Here is a 16,639-nt window from a genome sequence, read left to right as displayed (position 1 = left end):
GCGCGCGTCCAGACCAAGCTGCTGATCGCGTTTTTGTCGATCGTCGGCCTGCTGATCGTGCTCGGGGCCGTCGGGTTGCAGGTGCTGAGCGGGGTAAATGAACAGACCAACGAGCTGATCAAGCTGCAGCGCAGGATCGCAGCCTATCGCCAAGTCCAGCACGACACGACCAACCAGCTCTACAGCATCTCGACCGCGCTTTTGCTTCAGGACGACAGGATGCTGGATGCAGCGCTGCGCCAGCTCAGCCAGTTTGGCTACGACCTCGACCGCATGGAGTTCGTCGCTGTAAGTGAGGCGGAAGTGCTGGGCCAGGTCCGACTAGAATACGACCTGTTTACGGCCGGGGTGACGCGTGTCGCGGAACTCATCCGCGCAGGCCGCACCGAGGAAGCGCGCAAAGTTCAACTGGATGAGATCGTGCCGTCGGCCGACCGCCTCGAACGGCTGACAAACCAGCTGGTCAACATGGCCGAAGCCGACATGGTGGCGGCAATCGAAGCGACCGAGGGGGCGTACGGGACGTCCCGACTGATCGTGGTTTCCTTTGCGGTGGGGAGCATCCTGCTGGCACTGGGGCTTGGGTACATCATCTCCTGGTCGTTGATCGAGCCGGTCAAGAAGATCGAGACGCGTCTGCGGCAGATAGCGGCCGGCGACTTCGCTCAACAGGTTGCCGTCGCTAACCGCGACGAGCTTGGAGTGCTTGCCGGCAACGTCAACCAGACGTCCGAGCAACTGGGGCGGCTATACCAAGAGGTGCAGGCGCGCACGGCCGAGCTTGCACGCTCGGTCGGCGAACTAGAGGCGCTCGGGGAAGTCAGCAAGGCCGTCAATTCGACCCTCGATCTGGACACGGTGCTGAAGACGATCGTGGCCAAGGCGGTTCAACTGTCTGGCACGGATGCGGGCACCATCTATGTCTTCAGCAGCGCCAGCCAGAAGTTCCGTCTCCGTGCAACCTACGGGATGAGCGAAGAACTCATCGACGAGATCGCCAGCCAGCCGGTCGGATTGAACGATCAGGGGATAGGCGACGCGGCGCGGCAACGCACGGCCGTTCAGTTGCCGGATCTCAGCGAGGGAAAGTTGTCTCCCGTACTGAAAGTCGTGTTTGAAGCAGGATATCGAAGCGTTCTGATCGTTCCGCTCCTCAGGCCGAACAAGATCGTCGGTGCGCTTGTAGTCAGGCGACACCAGCCTGGAGAATTCGACCACAAGGTCATTCAACTGCTGGAAACCTTTGCGGCCCAATCGGTGCTTGCGATCCAAAATGCGAAGCTGTTCCGTGAGATCGAGGAAAAAGGCCGCGAGCTCGAGGCCGCGAGCCGCCATAAGTCGCAGTTCCTCGCCAATATGAGCCACGAACTCAGGACGCCGCTCAATTCCGTTCTGGGCTTCACCGAACTGCTGGTCGACGGGATCTACGGCGAGTTGCCGGAAAGGGCCAAGGCGACAGTGTCGCGCGTGCAGGCAAACGGCCGTCACCTTCTGGGACTCATCAACGATGTGCTCGATCTATCAAAGATCGAAGCAGGTCAGCTCACGCTGACGCTCGAGGATTACTCAGTGGGGCAGATCGTTCGATCGGCCGTTACTGCGGTGGAGCCGCTGGCGCGTTCAAAAGGGCTGGCGCTCGCTGCGACCGTCCCCGAACATCTTCCGCTGGGCCGCGGTGACGAACGCCGCCTGACCCAGGTCCTGCTCAATCTTGCGGGCAATGCCGTCAAGTTCACCGAGAGGGGCGCGGTCGACATATTTGCCGATGCGGTCGACGGACACTTCGAGATAATCGTACGTGACACAGGTCCAGGCATAGCGCCCGAAGACCAGTCGCTCATCTTCGAGGAATTCCAGCAGGTCGACAACAGCAGCACCAGGCAGAAGGGTGGCACGGGCCTCGGCCTGGCGATCTCGAAGCGCTTCGTCGAAATGCACGGTGGAACAATAGACGTGGAGTCGGTGCCCGGCTCCGGCTCGACATTCCGCATCACAATACCGATCAACGCGGAGGAGCGTGTCAAAGCGGCATGAGCAAACGAATCCTGATGGTGGAAGACACCGAGGACAACCGGCAGATCGTACGCGATCTCATCGCCACAACCGACTTCGAACTGCTCGAGGCTGTTGACGGTGCTGCAGGCGTCGCTGCCGCTGCAGCTGAAAAGCCGGACCTGATCCTCATGGACATTCAGCTTCCAGTGATGGATGGGTACGAAGCTGCCCGCCGCATAAAGGCTGATCCGGCGCTCCGGCATATTCCGATAATCGCCGTCACCTCTTACGCGTTGTCGGGCGACGAGGCGAAAGCCATTGCTGCCGGGTGCGACGGTTACGTTGCCAAGCCGTTCAGTCCGCGCCAGCTGCTGGCAATGGTCCAAGAGTTCCTGTCCTGAGGAGGCTGCACCTTGCACGATCCGCCTCGCATTCTCGCCGTCGATGACACGCCCGAAAATCTCGAAATCCTGCGCATGCGCCTGGAGGCGAACGGCTACGAAGTAGTGACCGCCGCGGATGGCGAAGAGGGGCTCGCGGAAGCGCGCGCCCGCAAACCTGATCTGATCCTGCTCGACATCATGATGCCGAGGCTCGATGGCATCAGCGTTGTGCGCATGCTCAAGCAAGACGTTTCGCTGCGGTCGATTCCGGTCATCCTTGTAACCGCAAAAGCCGATACGCGAGATGTCGTCGAGGGATTGGACGCCGGTGGCGACGACTATTTGACCAAACCGTTCGAGCACCGGGCGCTGCTTGCGCGAGTGCGATCGATGCTTCGACAGAAGGCGCTTCACGACACCGTCGAGAGCCAGGCGCACAGCCTCGAGGATCAGGCGGCGCAATTGGCGGCGTGGAATCGATCCCTAGAACAAACGGTGGCGGAGCAGGTGGCGGAGATCGAGCGGATGAGCCGACTTCGGCGGTTTCTGTCTGCGGAGGTCGCCGACCTTATCGTCGCTGCGGGAAACGGGGACGGGCTTCTCGAAAGCCATCGTCGCGAGGTGACCGTCGTCTTCTGCGATTTGCGTGGCTTTACAGCCTTCGCCGAGACCGCTGAGCCCGAAGAGGTAATGACAGTTCTTGGCGAATATCACTGTTGTCTCGGCGAACAAATCACCCGGCACGGGGGAACCTTGGAACGGTTCGTTGGCGATGGCCTTCTCGTCGTTTTCAACGATCCGCTGCCTTGCGCCGACCACACCGAGCGAGCCGTCTCAATGGCTGCGGCGATGCGTGACGCAATTGACGAGCATTCAGAACGATGGCGCAAGCGAGACTATTTTCTTGGCTTCGGAATTGGCATCGCCAGAGGCCACGCAACCATTGGACAGATCGGATTCGACCAGCGCTCCGATTATGCGGTTATCGGCACTGTTCCGAACCATGCGGCACGGTTGTGCGAGGAGGCGAAATCGGGCCAGATCCTTGTCAGCCAACGGGTCCTCGGCATTGTAGAGCCATTGGTTGAGTCGGCTCCTGTCGGCGAATTGACGTTGAAAGGCTTTCGCCGCCCGATGCTCGCATACGAAATTGTCCGGTGGCTTGGCTGACAGGTTGCGGTGGACGGGGTGTAGCGCTGATCGAGGCGACACACTTTTCGGCGCCCGACCATCAACATGAAACCGCCAGACATTAGACACATCCAATGACGGCAAACGCGTGGGGACGGTCGTTCCGTCGACACCAAACAAATGGCAACAATTGGTCGCGAAGCAGACATCGATCCGAACGATTCCGACCAAGCCGAGCGCCCACGGTGGACAGAAGTGCAACTTACTCGGTGGATGATTGATAGGCCGCTTTGCCAAGCGCATTGGTGAGCGTGCTAGATGGGAGTTCACCGAACTGTCGCTTATACTCAGCCGAAAAGTGGCCAAAATGCCAAAAGCCGAAGCGCGCTGCCACTGCCGTAACCGTTTTGTCTAGATCGGGATGCGCGAGAGCTCGGCGCACGTGATTTAATCGCAACTCAAGCAACAATGCTTTTGGCGGACGGCCAAAGGCCTCCATGCATGCGAGGTAGAGAGTACGTTCGCGAACGCCCAGAGCATCGCAAATCGCCCCCACGCTGCATGGGGTTTCGACGTTTGCTTCAAGCATGTCACGCAGCTTAAGAGCGATCCTGGCTCGTCGATGCAACGGCTCGGCAACGTCGGTAGACGGCACCATGCCCAAAACCACGTCGACGATCTGGCCTTCAATGACAGCAACGGCATTGGGCTCGATCCCGTTCTGGTTCTTGACGAGGGCATCTAACAACGTTGCCAGTGCAGTGCCGCGTTCGACGATCTCACGCTGATTCATTGTCCATGGACGATCCAGACATTTCCTGTCGAGCCCAGGAGCACCGCGTCTCACCTGCATCCAGCGCTCGATCTGCCCCACCGGGATAACGGCCAGCGCAATGTCCGTCGCTCCATTTGCGATAAAGGCCATATCCTCGCATGGCCCGATCAATACTGGCTGGCCGACTGCGATCGGGCGCCCTCTGGCATGCAGAGTGCCTTCGGCGACGATCGGCAAACCGATCACCCATGAATGACCGGGAGCCGCGCCGCGTTGCATGATGCCCGGCTTCCAGCCGACGCGGCCTGCCTGCATAGTGGTGAGAACTACTTGGGTGAGACTGCCTTCGAAATTGCCGCGGCCGATGTGATCATATTCCTGATCCCAGGCGATTGCGCTCTCAGCCATCATGTCGAAGTCACGATAACGAGCGTCGAACGCCGCAAGGATTTCAACTCGGCGGCGGGTAGTGCCAGCGGTTCCTTCACTCATGAAGCCCTCGCTGCGAGATCGGCAATCGCAATGCCTCGAAGCTCGCGCTTGAAGATAGCGGCTGACGCTGGCGCTCGCAATTGCAGGATTTGGATAGCGGCACACGAGCCGATGACCTTATCCATGCCGCGACGGAAGGCAGGCGCCAGAATAGCACCGGCCATCCAGATGAGGAGGAATTCACATGAAGATCACCCGCAACGGCCCCATTGCCCTGCTTGCGACGGCCCTGATGCTGACCACCGCCTGCGCCGACGCATTGGCCCAGGACGCCCCAACGCCTGGCTTCAACAACAAGATTCCCGACCAGATCATGACGCCCGACAAGGTCGAGACACGTCTTGGCACCTTGAACTTCGTCGATGGGGTGCCCTCGCCCGAGACGGCGGCGCTTGTCTACGACAATCTCGATTTCTTGCGCGGAGTCGAGGTATTTCTCAACTTCATCCCCGCTGCCTCGATTGAAGCTATCCGACTGGGCAACGCCGAACTCGGCGCGGCCAGCAGCAACCAGGCGGTCATCTTCGACCAGTTGCTCGATTCAAACCCGCTGCTTCTCACGGGAAATACCGACACCGTCTATTGCCTGGTGATGCTCGACCTTGAAGCAGACGGTCCTACCGTCGTCGAGGTTCCGGCCGGCTCCGGTCCAGGGACGGTCGACGACGCGTTCTTCCGCTTCGTGATCGACATGGGCATTCCTGGCCCCGACCAGGGCAAGGGTGGCAAGTATCTCATCGTTCCGGCGGATTATCAGGGCGAACTGCCGAAGGACGTCAAGGACGGCGGTGAATATTTTATCGCTCGCTCGCCGTCATACGTGAATCTGTTGGTCCTGCGTGGCTTCCTTGTCGATGGCAAGCCGGAGGCGGCCTCGAAAATGTTCCGAGATGGCGTGAAGGTCTACTCTCTCGCCAAGGAGGACAATCCGCCGAAGATGGAATTCTTCAACGGCTCGAAGGTGCCCTACAACACGGTCCACGCCAACACTTTCGAGTTCTACAAGGAGCTGGATGACGTTATGCAGAAAGAGCCGATCGAGGCGTTCGATCCGGAACTGCGGGGCCTGGCGGCGGCTATCGGCATTCGCAAAGGCGCGCCGTTCGCTCCCGACGAGCGGATGGCGAAGATTTTGACCGACGCGGTTGCGGTCGGCAACGCAACGGCAAGAGCCGTGAGCTTCCGCAATCGCGATCCGCGTGTCGCGATATACCCGCACAGCCAGTGGCAAAACATGTTCAATGGTGCCGACTACCAGTTCCTCGACGACCAGGGGATCGGTGGCCGCAATCTCGACGCGCGCACGATGTTCTACTACGGCTACACCGTGAACACGCCGGCAATGGTGGCGAAAATCGTAGGCAAGGGCTCGCAGTACGCAATGGCGTTTGCCGACGATGCCGGCAATCCATTCGACGGCGCTAAAGCCTATCGGCTGAACTTGCCCGCAAACGTTCCCGCCAAGGACTTTTGGTCGGTCGTGCTTTATGACCCGCAGACGCGCTCGGAATTGCAGACCACGCAGCCCTTTCCTGGCAGGAACAACAAACGGGACAATATTTCGGTCAATGCGGACGGTTCGGTAGACGTCTATTTCGGACCCAAAGCTCCGGACGGCAAGGAGAACAACTGGATAGAAACCCGCCCTGGCAAAGGTTGGTTTGTGATCTTTCGCCTGTACGGCCCGCTAGAGCCATGGTTCGACAAGACGTGGAGGCCGGGCGAGATCACCTTGGCCGAGTGAGGAAAGGGTACTGGCGTAGCAGTTGGAATCTCCGTCAAGCACAGAAACTCCAACAGGAGTGTTGGCCGGATGGCGCGTCGGGATGCGCGTTGATCAAGAAGTGTGGATTTGGGTTCGCTTGGTGCAGCCAGAACTACCGTCACCTGGGCCCGCTGTGGCTGGCGCAATGGCGAAGAGGGCGATCAGAACAGCTATGAGAATGCGCATGTCGGAACTCCATGCTTTCAGACCGGCAGAACTATAGCGCACACCTAGTTGCACGACGAGGGCGGGGCACTTCAAAACTTTGAGAGGTCTTTCTCGACGCTTCCATATTATTCGGCAGGTCAGGGAACGCGGTACCTTCGGTATTAATCATAAGCTCGCCAGCACAGGAAATGGTCTGACAGTACTCGGACGACATAGCAATCCCCGATTGTCTCGCCCGTGCAGAGGTGGCCTTGTCATCGAGACAGCGGATAGGTCCGCGGCGATTTCTGATACGCCTCTTCGCAACGCGACGAGCAAAACCAAGGCCCGTCTGGAGCCGCCCGCCGATAGAATGTGTAGGGTGTGTGCATCTTGCACAGGGGATCGATCCATGCCGGGTCCGGCGACGGGCTAGGAACTTCATTCGCCACCGATCGAAGCGCGACCCCTCAGAGATCCCTCACCAGAATACCTTGGGCAGCCGCGGCCTCGGCAATGGTTTGCGTAGTGAGCGGGTTTGCCTACTGGACAGGATGATTGACCATTGCGCTGGAGTCGGGACGTTCCATGCAGTAGACTTCGCGTCGCTTGTTCACGGAGGTAGGCCATGAATGCCGTTCCTGAATGGCGTCTTGTCGGCGATTGGTTCGACATATGCAGTTGCGATATTCCATGCCCTTGCGAATTTGCTCAGGCACCGACGAACAACGTGTGCCAGGGTCTGCTCGCCTGGCATGTCCGAGAGGGCAATTTCGGCGACGTGCGGCTCGATGGATTCAACTTGCTTGCGCTTGGTGCGTTCGAAGGCAACATCTGGGCCGGCGAAGCCAAAGTTACGATGGGGCTCTTCATTGATGAAAGCGCCGACGAGCGTCAGCGACAGGCGTTGCAATTGATTTTCGGGGGTCAGGCTGGTGGCTGGCCGGCAGCCTTCGCCGCTTTCATCGGGGAAGTGCGCGGCATCGAATTTGTCCCCATCACGTTTGAAGTTGCTGGCGATCTCGCCTCTTGGCGGGCTGAGATTCCGGGACGAGTCGTCGGGCGCGCAGAAGCGCTGACGGGGCCAACTACGCCACCAGGCAAACGGGTACAAATGATCAATCCGCCGGGATCAGAGGTTGGCCCCGGCCAGGTTGCTACGTGGGGACGTTCCCTTGAAGTTCGGACGGACGGCTTTGGCTTGGGCTGGACCGGCGAAAGCCGTTCGAGCAAGCACATCCCGTTCGACTGGGCAGGTCCCGATCCAGCGTAGCGCAAGGAAGCGCCTCTTGCCCGCCCTTCGAATCCTTGCGTGGTTCTCTTGGCTGCGGCCGATGGGCCGATGCGGACATACCCCGCTAAGCATACTGTTGTCTCTGGCCGTGCTGACAGGAGCTGCGTGGTTCCTGACCATCTACCAGGCTGTCAGCATGAGTATGCCGATGGGCATTGCGGTGAGCGGGGGGATGACCGCTGAAGGCATGGCTGGTATGGCCATGGGCGGCATCGCTGCCACCGGGTGGTCGTTCTGGAATGGAGGGATCTTCGTTGCAGTCTGGACCGTGATGATGACTGCAATGATGCTTCCAGCCTCGGCGTCGATGATCTTTATGTTTGCCTCGGCTCAGGCCGGCCGTGCAAGAGAAGTGGCCGTTCCAACGTGGATCTTCGTGACGGGTTACATCCTCGTCTGGGCGGGAGCGGGGATTGTCGTCTATGTCCTTGTCCAGATTGGCAGCGAACTGGCAACGAGCCTCGCACCAACTCAGCGGACCAAATGGGCACCGGTCGCGCTTGGTGCCACGGTGGTAGGGGCCGGACTTTACCAGTTCACGCCGGTCAAGCGGGTTTGCCTCCGGCACTGCCGCTCGCCCCTTGCCTTCATAACGCAGCACTGGCGCGATGGACGGATCGGAGCACTGGCAATGGGACTGAAGCACGGCACCTATTGTTTCGGCTGCTGCTGGGCGCTGTTCGCCGTGTTGGTCGCCACAGGGGTCATGAGCTTGGCCTGGATGCTTCTGCTCACATTGGTTGTGTTTGTTGAGAAGATGCTCCCACAGGGGCGCCGTTCAGGGGCCGTGGTAGGTGTTATGCTGATATCCTTGGGGATATGGGTCGCCAGTGGTGCTGGTGCTATGCCTTGGCTCGCGCAACCTCTATAGTTAGGACGTCAGCAGCGAGCGGCTGCGGCACCACCACTGCTGGGGATCATTCCCACCGGACGGTTCCGAATTGCCGTCCGGTGGAAATTCCCGCCGATAAGCCCCGACAGGAAACCGCAATGCGTGAGGAACCCCGTTTGGAACAACCAAACTAGGCCACAAGAGCAGCACAGGTGTGAATATGTCCGGCCTGGAAGCAGCTATCGCACTCGTTATCGAGATCGTCTGCGGCGCTGCGGGCGGCATGGCCCTTGGGCGCGGGGCTCGCAGCATCAGCTTGGGGGAACCGCCAACGCTTTGATAGGCGCAATCGGAGGCCTCGCGCTGACGTGGCTTGCAGGCCGTGTTCCTGGCATCGCCCGATTTGTCGGCCATGTCGAAGCAGCCGCCGACGCCACCGTAACGAGCGTCGGCGGCCTGACGCCCGCGGCGATGATCGGCGTTGGAATAGCGGGGCTGCTGGGCGGCATACTCCTTACGGCAGTAATCGGCTTTGTCAGAAAGACGGTGGGCACTGGCTGATTAAGGACGAGTGACGCTCGTTTCCCGATTACGACACCTGGTCGGAAGATGTCGTTCAGGGTAAGCACCAGTTATGCGAGCCAGGAAGCGTTCCTGCAGGAGCGTCCAAGCTGGGGCGCGGACAGGAAGGTCCTGCTCGAGATCCTCAGTGAGAAGTCCGGTCAGACATGATCCTGACAGGAAAGGGCGGTCCGGGGTGCTATCGTTGCCACAGGCCAGCGCTGGGAGGTCACCAATGTCAGTAAGTCGCCGCACGATACTCGTTGGGAGCGCCGTGCTCGGTGTGACCGCGGTGGAAATGGGTACCGCACGGGAGCAGCAGCCATCCCGCGATCTGTCGGCGTTGATCGAAGCGCACGGAGCCGCCTATACGACGTTCATGCAGGAAATCCGAAAGCCGCGGGGCACCCGCAATGACCACACCGCAAGCAGCCGGGATGAGGAGAGGGCGCTGCTCGCGGTGTGCGGTTTCCCCGCGATAGGTGAGGCCGACCGTCGAGCCAAGGCGACCTATCTTCTTGAGATCGAGGCGCGTGGAGAACTCGATCTCAGAGAGCATATGCAAGGAATTCTGCTCTCAATGATGTAGTGGTCGTAGCCAATCAAAGTCTCCGACGAGCGGTTGGCTGGATCAATACGGGTTATTTTGGGGCAGGGCCCGGGCGATAAAGGCAATGGAGACGAAGCAACCGACTTCGTCCAGTTCTTCGGGGCTTGCCAGACGGATTTCTGGTTTTGATCAGGCCTGCCTGCATGCGCTGTCCTCAATCTACCGTGATTTGGACCCAATGTAGGGCGTTGCGCCTCTCGCTCGGCGAGACGGTCACTGCGACCCGTCCAACTAGTGTTCTCATCACTGGTTGAAATGGCCGAATTGGGCTTGGAAGCCGACGCCCCATGGTCTGCCCGGACCGGGCAAAATGCGCTATGAGTTGACGTTCATTCACATAGAGCCGCAGCCCTGCACGACGGCTGATTGATAGCTCATCTGCTAAACCAGTGCGGGACTGGGCAATACGCATGGAGACTATGGCTCGAGTCCATCATGGAAGAGCAGCAATCTCCGATACGGTCGGGGAGCTGGCGCGCGGCCGCAAGTGCTTTGAGCAGCGGGCATGGGCTGACGCCTTTTCCGCGCTGTCGCGCACCGATCAAGCCGCGCCGTTGCAAGCGGCGGATCTCGAGCTGCTAGCCACGGCCGCATACCTGATCGGTCGGGACGACGACTATGTGCAGGCGCTTGAACGTGCCTACCAGGCGCACCTGGATTCCGACGGACGCCTGCTCGCCATTCGCTGTGCTGTCTGGTTGAGTACGCAGCTTTTCTTCGGCGGCGAGACGGGGCGCGCTACAGGATGGCTTGGTCGCGCGCATCGCTTGCTCCAACCAGAGGACGGCGACTGTGCCGAACGCGGCTATCTGATGCTCGCAGAAGTGGATCAACAACTCGCAGTTGGCGACAGCGTTGCGGCTTTCGCAAGCGCCTCCGATGCTGCAGATGTGGGCGAGCGTTGCGCCGATGCGGAATTGGTCGCGATCGCCCGGCATCTACAAGGCCGGTCGCTCATCAAGCAGGGCAAGATGGTGGACGGCCTGGCCTTGCTGGACGAGGCGATGCTCGCGGTGACCACGAAAGAGATGTCACCAATCGTGTGCGGCTTGATCTATTGCAGCCTGATCGACGCCTGTCAGGAAGCGTACGCTCTTGGCCGCGCCCGCGAATGGACGCTTGCCCTGCACCAATGGTGCGCGAGACAGCAGCAACTGGTCGCATTCACAGGCGTCTGCCGCGTTCATCGTGCGGAGATGCTGCAAATGAGCGGTGCCTGGTGCGATGCCTTGGAGGAAGCCCGGCGCGCCTGTGAACGCCTTACGCAGGGCGGCAATCAACGGGCAGCCGCCGTCGCACTTTACCAGCAGGCGGAAATTCATCGACTTCGCGGCGAGTACGGATCGGCCGAGCAGGCCTATCGGAAAGCCAGCGAGAAAGGGTACGAACCGCAGCCGGGGTTGGCCCTGCTGCGATTGGCTCAGGGACGAGCCGAGGCCGCCGCGGCGGCCATCCGCAGTGCGATGAGCGCTACGGCTGACTGCCCGCAACGGAAGTGGCTGCTCTTCGCGTGCGTCGAGATTATGCTGGCTGCGGGCGATCTTGCAGCCGCAGCCAGTGCCTGTCGCGAGTTGGAGCTCGCTGCTCAGGATATTGACGCGGAATTGCTTGCGGCGATGGCCGCGCAGGCAAGCGGGTCGGTCAGTCTGGCAAAGGGCGACGCGCAAGCTGCTCTCGGTTCGCTTCGCCGCGCGTTCGAGCTTTGGCAACAAATAGAAATACCCTATGCAGAGGCGCGGGCGAGGGTGCTGATCGGCATGGCCTGCCGCGCGCTCGGGGATGAAGACGGTGCCGAACTTGCGCTAACCGCCGCCAAAGCGGTCTTCGAGCAACTTGGGGCAACGCCAGACCTTGCCAGCATCAGCTCTCTGACCCTGAGAGCAGGTTCAACCTGCGACCATCGATTGACGGAGCGCGAACTGCAAGTGCTTCGCCTCGTCGCTACCGGCAGGACCAACAAAGCCATTGCTGCAGATTTGGGTCTGAGCAAGAAAACCGTCGACAGACATGTGAGCAATATCTTCGACAAGCTCGACGTTGCATCCCGCACTGCCGCCACGGCCCTTGCGTACGAACACAAGCTCATCTAGTCGCCCAGCGGGGCCGCGTGGGTGGAAATACCCACTTTGCCGCCTTTATCTCTTGGGCCTTCTCCCCGAAGAGCAACCGCATCGCGTGCCCTATCCTCGACCAGGTGCCCCGACGCGTTGGGTCGAGGAAAACACTGGGAGAAATACGATGTCCTTCGAGAGCCGTCTCCGGTCGATTGCTGTCTCTGGCGTTTCGGGAATCATGATGGTCGGCCAAATCAGCTCTGCCAACGCGGAAGGTCATAGTACGAGGTCAGAAGGAGATAGACCAATGCATCAGCAGATGAAGGAATTGCCGCTGGTAGAGGACTATGGAGAGGGCTTCCGCAGTCGCATGGTCGAGTGGGGAGGGATGATCGTCTCATATGAGACCTTTCCCAATGGGACGGATGCGACACCATTGTTCAAAGGTCTCCCTGGTGACATGTGCCAGGCACCCCATTGGGGCTACATTCTGAAGGGCCGCGTGCGCATCAAGACCACCAACCGCGACTTTGTCTTGAAAACTGGAGACGTCTACTACCTCGAACCCGGACACGTGCCTGTTTACGAGGAGGACACCGAGGTTCTTGAGTTCAGTCCGAGGGAGGCATACCAACACACGATCGACGTCGTGAACAAGAACATTGCAGCGTCACCGGGAGCCAAGCCGCTAATGAGTGAGCGGCACGATTGAGCCCGAACTGGTAATTGCTGCTGAATGGCAGCATCGTGCGCAAGGGTGGAGTGCTGAAGTTGCCAGGCGGAAGCGTCGATGGCCGTCTGGTCGACTGGGCGGTTGTTCACCGGAGGCATTGAACGACCGGAGGCGGCCGATTTCGGCCGTCACTCACTCAGAAAAAAGCGCGGTCAGTAGCTGTCGCTCTGCTGCAGACTGTCTGTGATCTCGTAGTAGTCGCCCTTTTTCCCGACGCTTCTGGCGCTGTTTGCCTACACGGTCTTCCAGGTCGGCCCGGAGGGGACCTGGCGCCTACGCCTTCCAATTCTGGGCCTTAAACGGCTCCTCCAACACCGGTTTTGTGATGTTCCCGGCGTAATTCGCCAGCACCGACACCGCCAGCCCGGCGATCACTTCCAGTACTTGATCCGGCCCAAAGCCTGCGTCGGTGAACGTCGAAATGTCCTGCTCGTCTGCATGTCCACGCTCTTCAATCAACGCGCGCGTGAAGCGGGAGAGTGCGGCGAATTTAGCGTCTTTCGGCAGCCGCCTTTCGCGAATTGCGCCAACATCGTCGGCGTCGACACCTTCCTTCAGTGCCATCGTGGAGTGGAAGGCGACAGCCCATACGCAGGTGTTGGTGACGGCATTGGTCAGCAGGAGCACTTGCTTCTGGGGGCCGGTGAAGCTACCGCGGTGGAAGTTACCGAAGGCGCCGACGAAGCCGTTTACCAGCGTCGGTGACTCGGCCATCGTCGCGGCCAAATTGGGAATGAGGCCGACCGCTTGCATCAATCCTTGCAGCGCGGGTCTGGATTCTTCTGGTGCGGATTCGAGGGTGTGGATGCGATATTGATGCATGGCGTAATCCTATGAGGGGATGAGCACACGGCAATGCGCCGCGCGGGCTGCACCATCGGCTGGCACGCGCGACGCCTCAATTCCCTCGCAGGTAAGTTGAGGTCGTGGAAAACGATTGGAAGACGGATTTCATCCCGTTTCGATCGCGCTTACCTGCCAGGGAATTGACGCTGCCTGCGCCGGCGATATCTAGCGCATGATGTCCACACAGCTTTTCTATGCGTCCGCCGCGACAGGCGCTCAAGTCGGAACCCTGCTGCAGTATTGGCGCAAAACACGCAGCCTGAGCCAGTTGGCGCTGGCGCACGAAGCCGAGGTATCCCCGCGCCACATCTGCTTTCTTGAAACCGGCCGCGCGAAACCGAGCCGCGAGATGGTGATGCTGCTTTCAATGTGCTCGACGTTCCTTTGCGCGAGCGCAACGTGTTGCTGCTCGCCGCCGGCTTTGCGCCTGTGTATGCAGAGACGCGGCTCGAAGCGCCGGAACTCGGCGCGGTGCAGACTGCGCTACGCGCAATCTTGAGCCAGCAAGAGCCGGCGGCATGGACTTCAACGATCACGATCGCATCTGGGACAGTCTCGACAAGGCCCATGCGAAGCATCCCGACATGGTTCTCCTGCATGGCGGCAGCCCGCGCGGCGCCGAACGCATCGCCGCCTGCTGGGCCGAGAGCCGAAACGTGCCGCAGATTGCCTTCAAGCCCGACTGGAACCGCCATGCCAAGGCGGCCCCGTTCCGGCGCAACGACGAACTGCTCTCCGTGGTGCCGGCTGGCGTTATCGTCTTTCCTGGTTCCGGCATCACCGACAACCTGGTCGACAAGGCGCGCCGGCTCGGCATCCCCATCTGGCGATTCAAGGACAACGTTGCATAACCGCCCGTCCAAAAGCCGCAGCGTGGCGACACGCTGCGGCTTCCTTATGCCGGCATGTGCGCCACATGCGAGCCCCGGGCTCAGCCACACACACGCATCTGTTCGGCATCTCACTTTGACCGCCGTATGTCGTGACGGTGCACCGGCGCGATCCGCTAAGGAATAAGCCGGTGGTCTGCTCGTGTCTGAGGGCCTCCTGTAGATCGCCATCCACGCGCGAGCGGCGCCTATATCGCCCGGCAGCGCCGTCACCATCGACGTCATCGATGCCCGTGCCCAACCGTCCGGACCGTCGGCCCTGTGCGCGGCAATCCGTCGGCCTTAGAATTATCGATATCATTTCACGCATGTCTGCCGGGTCCAATCGCAGTCGCCGGTCGCTCCTCCTTGCTAGAGAGTTCGATGCGTGTCGCCTGTCCTGCCGGACTAACGAGCCTTCCCGGGCCGTCAGTCGTCACCGGGTTGGGCGAAGCCGGGCGTCGGCCAGGCATGCGGTGCGCTGTGGATCATCTTGGCCAGTCGGCACCGCGGGCAGGGGCGACATTGCAATGAATGACGACATGCGCTCACGTCGGCATGATTTGAGGCGCGAGCCTGCCCGACTGAATGCGACGCGGTCGCGGACCGCCCAATCACGGCAATCGACGCACTGCGGCAATGCGGGGTGAAGGGTGCGACGTTCCGGCGAGAGGCGGGCCGACGCGGTGAACCGGACGCAGAATGAAGGCGGCGCGCCGCTATAGAGGCGACCTCCCCGAGTTGCGGCTGCGATGCCGATGGCCAGAGGTTCGTCTCCACTGTCGGTGGCTTCGAAGACCATTCCCGATCTATGTCGCCTTTGTAGTGGACCGGCAGCCTTGGCCGTCAACCCCGCAAGGGGGTTCCCCTCGCTGCGCTCGGTGACTTCGGCGGCCGCTCCCCTCCTTTGGCTCCATCGGGAATGGTCCCGAGCAACCGAAGGAGACATACCATGGCCACCACGATCGCAAGCCTCACCGCCAAGCAGGATGGCACCCTGGAAGGCACGCTCGCAACCCTCAACGTCAACGTGCCGATCGCCATCGTGCCCAACGCCACCAAGGTGAGCGAAGACGCCCCCGACTTCCGCGTCATCGCGCGGCGCAACGGCTTCGAGCTCGGAGCGGGCTGGAACCGCATCTCGAAGCAGACCGGCGAGGAGTACACCTCGGTCAAGCTATCGGCCCCCGAGATCGGCGTCATCTACGGCAACGTCGCGCCCGCCCCAGGCAACGATCCGGCCAAAAAGGTGATCCTCTGGAACGCACCCGCCTGACGACAGCAGAACCGGCCCCGCACCAAGCGGGGCCGGCTCAATCAGGTCCGCCGGCCAGCGCGGCCGGCATCTCGCGACAAGGAAATCGAATTGTTATGCAACTCATCACTGAGGAAGTTCTCAAGATACTCCTCGCCAACGGCTTGAAGTCCGCTTGCGATCCCGACCATGACCCTTATCCGGTGATAAAACTTTTCACGCCAGATGCGAACGCCACCTGGCTGATCAGCGAGGCCCATCCAGGCGAACCGGACATCCTTTTTGGCCTTTGCGATCTCGGTCTGGGATTTCCGGAACTCGGCAGCGTGAGGTTGTCCGAAATCGAGGCAATCCGCGGAGCGATCGGCCTGCCCGTCGAACGGGATATCCATTTTAAGGCCGAACGGCCGATATCGGAATATGCAAGGCTTGCGCTCGTGACGAGGTCGATCACCGTCTGACCCTGGTGCCGCCGGCGACGTCAAAATCGTCGCCGGCATATCCCCGCTTCATTTTTTGCGCAGCGAGCATCGACAACGCTGAAGCCGCCTCATGATCCGCCGTGAAATACTCGACCTTCTGGCGGCCTCGCGTGCCGATGCGCCCCCATTGCCGGACAAGCGACGTTTCGCCAAAGAGCGTCGGCTGTAAGAGCAAAATATAGAAGCGCGCCATATTGCGTGTGGGATCGACGCGACGCAGGAATTGCGGCCCGGGAATTTCGTTCATGCCCTGGATTTTCAACGGCGCGCGCTCGCATGTCCAACGCATGTTTTGAATCGGTGGCCGACTATCGATTCGTCGCATTTATGGAAGCATCGGACGCGGAGCTTCAGTCCAAAAGGTCCGCCGTCCCTGTCGAACGGTGGACCTCGGATCGTTGCCGCCTGCGGTACT

At 60.5% G+C, this 16,639-nt stretch carries 16 protein-coding genes and 1 pseudogene; 14 read left to right on the top strand and 3 right to left on the bottom strand.

Annotated elements, in window-relative coordinates:
• Window positions 1–33: 33 nt before the first annotated feature.
• From F3H98_RS20770 to F3H98_RS20760, 3 genes are read left to right on the top strand one after another with little or no spacing between them, the layout of a single operon-like run.
• Window positions 34–2,034: a sensor histidine kinase gene (locus tag F3H98_RS20770; protein WP_188130501.1), complete on the top strand. Its 2,001-nt coding sequence runs from the start codon at window positions 34–36 to the stop codon at window positions 2,032–2,034.
• On the top strand, window positions 2,031–2,396 hold the full coding sequence (locus F3H98_RS20765) for a response regulator (protein ID WP_149762246.1): 366 nt from the start codon (window positions 2,031–2,033) through the stop codon (window positions 2,394–2,396). The genes F3H98_RS20770 and F3H98_RS20765 overlap by 4 nt, the downstream gene beginning before the upstream one ends.
• Window positions 2,397–2,408: 12 nt before the next feature.
• A complete protein-coding gene (locus tag F3H98_RS20760) occupies window positions 2,409–3,548 on the top strand; it encodes an adenylate/guanylate cyclase domain-containing protein (RefSeq protein WP_149762245.1) in 1,140 nt (379 codons plus the stop codon).
• Window positions 3,549–3,771: 223 nt separating this feature from the next.
• On the opposite strand, the gene F3H98_RS20755 is transcribed toward F3H98_RS20760, so the two are convergent.
• Window positions 3,772–4,776, bottom strand: coding sequence for an AraC family transcriptional regulator (locus F3H98_RS20755; protein WP_149762244.1), 1,005 nt, complete (start codon window positions 4,774–4,776; stop codon window positions 3,772–3,774).
• A 184-nt stretch (window positions 4,777–4,960) separates the two neighbouring features.
• Between F3H98_RS20755 and F3H98_RS20750 the strand changes: the two genes are divergently transcribed.
• The 7 genes from F3H98_RS20750 to F3H98_RS20715 all read left to right on the top strand — a co-directional run bounded on the left by F3H98_RS20750 (window position 4,961) and on the right by F3H98_RS20715 (window position 12,751).
• A complete protein-coding gene (locus tag F3H98_RS20750; RefSeq protein WP_149762243.1) occupies window positions 4,961–6,520 on the top strand; it encodes a DUF1254 domain-containing protein in 1,560 nt (519 codons plus the stop codon).
• A gap of 796 nt (window positions 6,521–7,316) precedes the next feature.
• Window positions 7,317–7,961: a DUF1326 domain-containing protein gene (locus tag F3H98_RS20740; protein WP_149762242.1), complete on the top strand. Its 645-nt coding sequence runs from the start codon at window positions 7,317–7,319 to the stop codon at window positions 7,959–7,961.
• Between the two features lie 157 nt (window positions 7,962–8,118).
• Entirely contained in the window at window positions 8,119–8,853 is a 735-nt protein-coding gene (locus tag F3H98_RS20735) for a DUF2182 domain-containing protein (protein ID WP_244621818.1), read from the top strand.
• A gap of 297 nt (window positions 8,854–9,150) precedes the next feature.
• Window positions 9,151–9,375: a hypothetical protein gene (locus F3H98_RS20730; RefSeq protein ID WP_149762241.1), complete on the top strand. Its 225-nt coding sequence runs from the start codon at window positions 9,151–9,153 to the stop codon at window positions 9,373–9,375.
• A 235-nt stretch (window positions 9,376–9,610) separates the two neighbouring features.
• On the top strand, window positions 9,611–9,964 hold the full coding sequence (locus tag F3H98_RS20725; protein WP_149762240.1) for a hypothetical protein: 354 nt from the start codon (window positions 9,611–9,613) through the stop codon (window positions 9,962–9,964).
• A 431-nt stretch (window positions 9,965–10,395) separates the two neighbouring features.
• Window positions 10,396–12,075: a response regulator transcription factor gene (locus F3H98_RS20720; RefSeq protein WP_244621817.1), complete on the top strand. Its 1,680-nt coding sequence runs from the start codon at window positions 10,396–10,398 to the stop codon at window positions 12,073–12,075.
• 271 nt (window positions 12,076–12,346) lie between these two features.
• Window positions 12,347–12,751, top strand: coding sequence for an AraC family ligand binding domain-containing protein (locus F3H98_RS20715; protein ID WP_210249701.1), 405 nt, complete (start codon window positions 12,347–12,349; stop codon window positions 12,749–12,751).
• A 294-nt stretch (window positions 12,752–13,045) separates the two neighbouring features.
• Here F3H98_RS20715 and F3H98_RS20710 read toward each other — a convergent pair whose 3' ends face one another.
• Window positions 13,046–13,594 carry a carboxymuconolactone decarboxylase family protein gene (locus F3H98_RS20710; protein WP_149762239.1) on the bottom strand — a complete coding sequence of 183 codons (549 nt, stop codon included), beginning with the start codon at window positions 13,592–13,594 and terminating at the stop codon, window positions 13,046–13,048.
• 196 nt (window positions 13,595–13,790) lie between these two features.
• On the opposite strand from F3H98_RS20710, the gene F3H98_RS32430 reads away from it, so the two are divergent.
• The 4 genes and pseudogenes from F3H98_RS32430 (at window position 13,791) to F3H98_RS20690 (ending at window position 16,203) form a co-directional block, all read left to right on the top strand.
• The gene (locus F3H98_RS32430) at window positions 13,791–14,117 is read left to right on the top strand and encodes a helix-turn-helix transcriptional regulator (protein ID WP_342211627.1); all 327 of its coding nucleotides are present in this window, start codon (window positions 13,791–13,793) and stop codon (window positions 14,115–14,117) included.
• 4 nt (window positions 14,118–14,121) lie between these two features.
• Window positions 14,122–14,469: pseudogene (locus F3H98_RS20700) on the top strand (DUF2493 domain-containing protein); the annotation flags it as partial.
• A gap of 970 nt (window positions 14,470–15,439) precedes the next feature.
• Window positions 15,440–15,763, top strand: coding sequence for a DUF736 domain-containing protein (locus F3H98_RS20695; protein ID WP_149762238.1), 324 nt, complete (start codon window positions 15,440–15,442; stop codon window positions 15,761–15,763).
• A 95-nt stretch (window positions 15,764–15,858) separates the two neighbouring features.
• Window positions 15,859–16,203, top strand: coding sequence for a DUF2958 domain-containing protein (locus tag F3H98_RS20690; protein WP_149762237.1), 345 nt, complete (start codon window positions 15,859–15,861; stop codon window positions 16,201–16,203).
• On the opposite strand, the gene F3H98_RS20685 is transcribed toward F3H98_RS20690, so the two are convergent.
• Entirely contained in the window at window positions 16,193–16,471 is a 279-nt protein-coding gene (locus tag F3H98_RS20685; protein WP_149762236.1) for a WGR domain-containing protein, read from the bottom strand. The genes F3H98_RS20690 and F3H98_RS20685 overlap by 11 nt on opposite strands.
• Window positions 16,472–16,639: the final 168 nt, after the last annotated feature.

Source organism: Neomesorhizobium albiziae, from assembly GCF_900114255.1.
In the GTDB taxonomy this organism is placed as follows: Bacteria; Pseudomonadota; Alphaproteobacteria; order Rhizobiales; family Rhizobiaceae; genus Neomesorhizobium; species Neomesorhizobium albiziae.
Note: the sequence above shows the minus strand (reverse complement) of the source record. Positions and strands in the feature narration are given on the sequence as shown.